General features: G+C 43.1%; 6 protein-coding genes. 3 read left to right on the forward strand and 3 right to left on the reverse strand.

From position 1 onward, the window contains the following. Positions 1–100 precede the first annotated feature (100 nt). Positions 101–853 carry a hypothetical protein gene (locus QUB11_RS30845; protein WP_333392527.1) on the forward strand — a complete coding sequence of 251 codons (753 nt, stop codon included), beginning with the start codon at positions 101–103 and terminating at the stop codon, positions 851–853. Between the two features lie 153 nt (positions 854–1006). After that, the gene (locus tag QUB11_RS30850) at positions 1007–1606 is read left to right on the forward strand and encodes an HU family DNA-binding protein (RefSeq protein WP_333201207.1); all 600 of its coding nucleotides are present in this window, start codon (positions 1007–1009) and stop codon (positions 1604–1606) included. Between the two features lie 122 nt (positions 1607–1728). Here the strand turns inward: QUB11_RS30850 and QUB11_RS30855 are convergent, their stop codons facing one another. The 3 genes from QUB11_RS30855 to QUB11_RS30865 are packed head-to-tail and all read right to left on the reverse strand — an operon-like array spanning position 1729 to position 3667. Continuing rightward, positions 1729–2568: an ATP-dependent DNA ligase gene (locus QUB11_RS30855; RefSeq protein ID WP_333392528.1), complete on the reverse strand. Its 840-nt coding sequence runs from the start codon at positions 2566–2568 to the stop codon at positions 1729–1731. Between the two features lie 11 nt (positions 2569–2579). After that, positions 2580–3416 (reverse strand): hypothetical protein, encoded by an 837-nt coding sequence (locus QUB11_RS30860; RefSeq protein ID WP_333392530.1) that lies wholly within the window; start codon positions 3414–3416, stop codon positions 2580–2582. Positions 3417–3424: 8 nt separating this feature from the next. Next, entirely contained in the window at positions 3425–3667 is a 243-nt protein-coding gene (locus tag QUB11_RS30865) for a hypothetical protein (RefSeq protein ID WP_333392532.1), read from the reverse strand. A gap of 46 nt (positions 3668–3713) precedes the next feature. Here QUB11_RS30865 and QUB11_RS30870 point away from each other — a divergent pair, with 46 nt between their 5' ends. Next, complete coding sequence (locus tag QUB11_RS30870; protein ID WP_333392534.1) at positions 3714–3836, forward strand: hypothetical protein; 123 nt, start codon at positions 3714–3716, stop codon at positions 3834–3836. Positions 3837–4006 lie beyond the last annotated feature (170 nt).

Below are 4006 nucleotides of genomic sequence, written 5' to 3' on the forward strand. Positions count from 1 at the left end.
CCTCTTTAAATATACTTAATATTCTTATTATATCATATTAGTTATTTATGTAATTAATTTTGTTTAACTACTTATCAACTCTTTTGAGAATGCACTTTTTGTGGGAGTTGAAGTTACCAAAGAACAGCTCGATTTTGCATTTGAACAGCGCAAAGGATATGCAAGAGAAATGCAAGGTGCGATCGCCTGGAAAGAGCAAAATGATGGCGATACTACCAAAATCCGCGAGGTTTCTGCCAAATATCAAGCTCTCAAAGAGTCAGCACTTGAACAATTTGCCGATGCTAACGGTCAGCCCTACACCGATAAATCCTGGGCTGCTGCTTACTGGCGCGCTGTTCATACCGGAGCCGGAGAGCTGAGCACCGGAGCGCTGGTGTTTAACCTATTTAGAGAAGAAATCGTGACTGAATTGCAAGAAAACCCTGATACCTTGTCGTATTTCAACGTCTTTAACGTTCACAAACAAGAACCCAATGTCTGGAGCCGAGGTGAATGGACTGGACAAAATGTACTCATCCGCATTGTTCAGCGGATGAAACCTGCTGTGGGTCAGCAAGCCGCACGGATGGAATTAGCGATCGATATGCGCTTTCCCGAAAGTACCAAAAATATCGGTTACTTCCCCCTTGGATGGGTTGGCGAAAAATATCGAAGTAAAGTTGCGATCGGTGAAACTCGTGAAATGCGGATTTACACAGATGGCAAATACATGGATGAAGCGGGTAGAACTATTACCAAAACCGCTCGTTTATTCAATCAATCCATGACTCAAGAACAGATTGATTTCTTAAATGGCAAAATGCCCGCAGGTCTTTATAGCCCGGAAGATTTTGGTTTGCCACCTAATTAATTATGAGTGGTATTTACGACAAGTGGTAAATACTACCAATTTCATGCCCATTTCATGCGTAAAAATGAGTAATAATTTGTCTGATTTATTGTGCTTTTAAAATAATTAAGGCATAATCAAATCAAGCATTTATCTCAATCCCAATTTTGAATTATGACTTCAGTTGTTGAAAATGTCCCATTTGGAGAAGTTATCTCCAGTGTCGTAGCTTCTCTCGAAAGCGGAAAGGATATCAAAATCGAAGGGTTTGGCACTTTCTCATTGATTGAAAAACCAGAACGGGAAGGACGAAACCCCAGAACAGGTCAACTAACCACTTACAAGCCTACTCGCCGACCGAAAATCAAGTTTGACAAGAAGTTCCTTGAAAGGGTTTATGCCAGTGCAATTGCTTCTGAAACTTCGACTGAAACTTCGACTGAAACAACTTCAGTAACACCTCCTGTAGCAACCCCTGTACTGACTCCAGCTCCCACAGCAGCTCCCACAGCAGCTCCGGTAGCAGCTCCCGCAGCAACTATCACAGCAGCTCCGGTAGCTCCTGTTTTGCCTCCTCCAATTCCAGCGGAATTGCTTACTCCTTCGGCACCACCAATTATCTGGCAAATCAAAGCCCCAGATGGTAGCTTTATCGAAGTTCCCAGCAATGAACTGTCTAATTGGGGAGTTGGTGCAAATACTCCAATTTACTCCGTTGCTACTGGCTGGAAACTAGCAGGCAGCATTCCTGAACTCGTAGGGCTGGTTCAATAATAGTAGTTTTCGTTAAACTATATTGGCGACGAACTGCACAAAAAAACCTGAGTGACTGCACCCGTTCTCAGGTTTTTTTCATGTTTCTTGTTTCTAAAAATTTCTAACAATTGCTAAGAAGTTTAAACAAAAGCAGAAAAAACAGGATGTCTCAAAGCTCCAGTAGCAGTAATCCCAAGATGGATGACCTCGACTATTCTGCCCATATAATTAGCTTGGTTAGCCCAGATAGTCGATCGCTCAGCATCCGTAAATCCAGTCCCGACTCTGGCTTTGACAATTCGCTCGTTGAGATTGCCGCCAACTAATAGATTGCCCAACGACGCAGAATATTTCCCTGAACCTTTAGTAAACCCCGTAACTGGCAAACGGTCTTTCACAAAATTCTTGACTTTCAAAAGTGCGATCGATCGACCCTGAAAATAAACTGAGTTCGGATTCCTCAACATTATCCCTTCAGCCGATTGTCCCGAACTCTTGACAAAATCTGCTTCAGCTTGGATAACCAAAGGCTTATTTTCAATCAACTTCTGAGGAACGTAGCTAACTTTTCCCATTCCCGGAAAGATTTGCTGAACCTGGCTATATTCGTCTGCTGCTAGGATGTTCGGATATTGAGTAAAGCCGATCGCGAAAATGCGAAATTCTACCCTCTGTTTCCCTTCGACAACAGTTGCTGTAGTTTTCGTCGAGCGGACAATCCCAGAAATTCTATCAAAAGGTTCTCCGGGAATGTACAACTCACCGTCAATGAAAGACAAATTGTTGGCTACCCGGATGCTTTCACAGCTTTGCTCAATTTCGGTCAATCCTGAATATCTAGTTTTGCCCGATCGACTCCTCAATCCACTGGTCGGGTTTTCGTACAGACAGCGCACTCCATCCAGTTTGGGGCTACTGAGCCATTCAGCAACACCATAGTTTTTGGTGGGACTGTAAGTATTTGCTAATTGTAATAACATGACTTTTTTCCTTACTCAACAAATCGACCCAAAGCAGGGCTTCGGAGATTACCAGTAGCAGTTACTCCCATGTAAACTATTTGAACTTGTTTGCCGATATAAGAATCTCTGTTCATCCACAAATCCTGTTCCTCTTCATCGTTCAAACCATAAACACGGGAAACTTTATTAACTCCATCCACTGTTCTTTCAACTGACATATAACTGACGTAACCCACTATTGGATTTTGTGTAAACCCAACGACAGTAAAGATTTCACTGGTAATTCCCTTGACTTTGAGAAGATTGTCCGAGCGCACCCCAGAATAAACTGAATCCAGATTTCTGAGGATGATTCCTTCAGTTCCTCCAGCATTGAGAACGGTGGTTGCTTCATCCAGAACGCCTAGAGGTGTATTGCGAATGAGTTTTTGAGGAATCAAACTAATCATTCCCTGTGTCGGAATAATTTGTTGCATGAGATTCATCATTTGTTGGGCTGTTAGGGCGTGATTGGTTGCCGAACCAACAGCAGAAACTCGGAATTCAACAGCAAATTTATCATCAAGGTTGTATGTATTTCGATCGCGAACTAATACCGTAAGTTCCTGAAAACTTCTACCAGGAAGGAACAACTCACCGTCGATGAAAGACAAATGGTTAGCATCACAGAGACTGCGACAGGCTAACTCAAGTCGATCGAGTCCTACAAATCGCGTAGTCAAAGTCTGGCTTCTTAATCCGCGTGAAATGCCGTCGCGTGTGTAAATACAACGAACTCCGTTGAGTTTAGGAGTGCTTAACCAAAATCCAACCATGTATTCTTTAGCTGGATTGTAAGTATTAGGAACTTCTGCAACAAAAGTCATGGTTTTTCTTAGTTAACTGCCATGATGAAATTGCTGACGCATCGGACTTGTTCGTTCACGATCTTGTCAAACATCAACGCTAAGTCTCGGTTATTTGGTTGGAATCTCATCAAACCCCATTGACCAGTAGCAGCAATTGTTAAGTCAGGCTTGAAAATCATTGCTGTAGAATGGAACCAGGTGTTAAAGACATTGGCTGGCATATTTCCACAGATAATCATGCCGGAAATGTTGGCGTATTGGATAAGCACATCTACGTTAAGTCGAACCAATTTGCCACAGGTTTGATAAGTTACGTTGCCTGTTACGTTCCACGATAAAGGCAAAGAAATTGGTGCTGACCAAACAATTCCGGCTGGCCCTGCTGGCCCGGTGGCTCCTGTGGCTCCGATCGGGCCCGGTGTACCCGCAACGCCTTGAATTCCTTGAGGGCCAGTTGCGCCAGTTGCGCCGACATCACCTTTAGGGCCAGCAACACCCTGAGCACCAGTTGCACCAGTTGCACCTTTCGCTCCGATAAGTAGTTAAGCAAAATTAATTACATAATTATCTCCAAATTCTTTAAGAATTTTTTCTACAGATGAAACAAG

This window comes from Microcoleus sp. B6-A1, from assembly GCF_036705085.1.
Classification (GTDB): Bacteria; Cyanobacteriota; Cyanobacteriia; order Cyanobacteriales; family Microcoleaceae; genus Microcoleus.

What these genes read in the sequence shown, in the direction of transcription:
- QUB11_RS30860 (WP_333392530.1), bottom strand. Translation starts at nt 3,416, where the DNA reads ATGACTTTTGTTGCAGAAGTTCCTAATACTTACAATCCAGCTAAAGAA.
- QUB11_RS30850 (WP_333201207.1), top strand. Translation starts at nt 1,007, where the DNA reads ATGACTTCAGTTGTTGAAAATGTCCCATTTGGAGAAGTTATCTCCAGT.
- QUB11_RS30855 (WP_333392528.1), bottom strand. Translation starts at nt 2,568, where the DNA reads ATGTTATTACAATTAGCAAATACTTACAGTCCCACCAAAAACTATGGT.